Source organism: Cellulomonas septica (genome assembly GCF_012396155.1).
GTDB classification, from domain to species: Bacteria; Actinomycetota; Actinomycetes; order Actinomycetales; family Cellulomonadaceae; genus Cellulomonas; species Cellulomonas septica.
In genome coordinates this window covers 1-1510 of sequence record NZ_JAAXOY010000767.1, presented here as the reverse complement: position 1 = coordinate 1510, position 1510 = coordinate 1, and the positions used below count along the sequence as shown (strand labels likewise).

General features: G+C 75.2%; 2 protein-coding genes. One reads left to right on the top strand and one right to left on the bottom strand.

The window, feature by feature from the left end:
* Nucleotides 1-753: uroporphyrinogen decarboxylase family protein (locus HGA02_RS18970; protein WP_168680900.1), on the bottom strand; the 753-nt coding region annotated here is incomplete at its 3' end.
* 45 nt (nucleotides 754-798) lie between these two features.
* Between HGA02_RS18970 and HGA02_RS18965 the strand changes: the two genes are divergently transcribed.
* Nucleotides 799-1510: glutamyl-tRNA reductase (locus HGA02_RS18965; protein ID WP_168680898.1), on the top strand; the 712-nt coding region annotated here is incomplete at its 3' end.

Genomic DNA, 1510 nt, shown 5'->3' with positions numbered 1-1510 from the left:
GCGGCGGACGTCGAGGTCGGCGATCGCGGAGAGCGCATGCGCCGACGCGGGCGCGACGTGCGCGGTGTAGTCGGCGAGGCTCAGCGAGCCCGCCCACGAGTCGAAGAGCTGGGCCGCGCTGGCGCCCGCGAGCACCTGCGCCCGCAGGAACGCGCCCGTCACCTCGGCCGCCCAGGCCGTCAGCGCCGTCCACGTCTCCGGGTCCGCGTGCATGAGCGTCCGGGCAGCCAGGTGGTCGCGCGACGGGCCGCCCTCGACGAGGTACGCGGCGAGCGTGAACGGCGCACCCGCGAAGCCGATCAGCGGCGTGCTCCCCAGGCCCGCGACGGTGCGTGCGACACCCTCGGTCACCGGTGCCAGACGCTCGGTCGTGAGCGGGCCGAGGTCGCGCAGCGCCGCGACGTCCGCCGCCGTGCGCACCGGTGCGCCCATGACCGGGCCGACGCCCGGCTTGATCTCCACGTCGACACCCGCGAGCCGCAGCGGCACCACGATGTCCGAGAAGACGATCGCCGCGTCGACGTCGTGCCGCCGCACCGGCTGCAGCGTGATCTCGCTCGCCATCTCCGGGTCGAGGCACGCGTCGAGCATCGCCGTCCCGGCCCGCAGCGCGCGGTACTCGGGCAGCGACCGACCCGCCTGGCGCATGAACCAGACGGGGCGCCGCGAGGGCCGCTCGCCGGAATACGCGCGCACCAGCGGAGAATGCGCGGTGCGGCCGTCGGCGAGGGGATGTGTGACGGGAAGAGGCACCCCTCGATTGTGCCCGACAAATGTCGGGATGATTGAATCGGGGACGTGGTGCTGCTGTCCCTGGTCGCCAGTCACCACGACCTCGACCTCGCCGTGCTGGAGCGTCTCTCGTCGGACGTGCACGCCGTGGGTCGCGAGCTCGTGCGCGCGTCCACCCCCGTCACCGGTGCCGTCGTTCTCGCGACGTGCAACCGGTTCGAGCTGTACCTGGAGGTCGGCGACGTCGACCAGACGCCCGCCGCCCTGGCCGCGGCGTCGCAGGCCGTCGCCACCCGCTCCGGGTACGACCCCGACGAGGTCCTCACGCACCTGCGCCCCCTCACCGGCACCGCGGCCGGCGAGCACCTGTTCGCCGTCGCGAGCGGGCTCGAGTCGATGGTCGTCGGCGAGCGCGAGATCGCCGGGCAGGTCCGCCGCGCCCTGACGACCGCGCGTCGCGACGGCACCACGACGTCCGCCCTCGAGTCGCTCTTCCAGGCCGCGTCCCGCGTGTCCCGTGCCGTCGAGTCCGAGACCGGGCTCGGCGCCGCCGGGCGTTCCGTCGTGGGCGTCGCCCTCGACATCGCCGAGCGCGGGCTCGTGCCGTGGTCCGAGGTCTCGTGCGTGCTCGTCGGGACCGGCTCCTACGCCGGCGCGACGCTCGCCGCGCTCAAGGCCCGCGGGTGCACCGACGTCCGCGTCTACTCGCCGAGCGGCCGGGCGGGGCAGTTCGCGTCGGCCCGCGGCGTCCGGGCACTGCCCGCCGGTGCGGACCTGG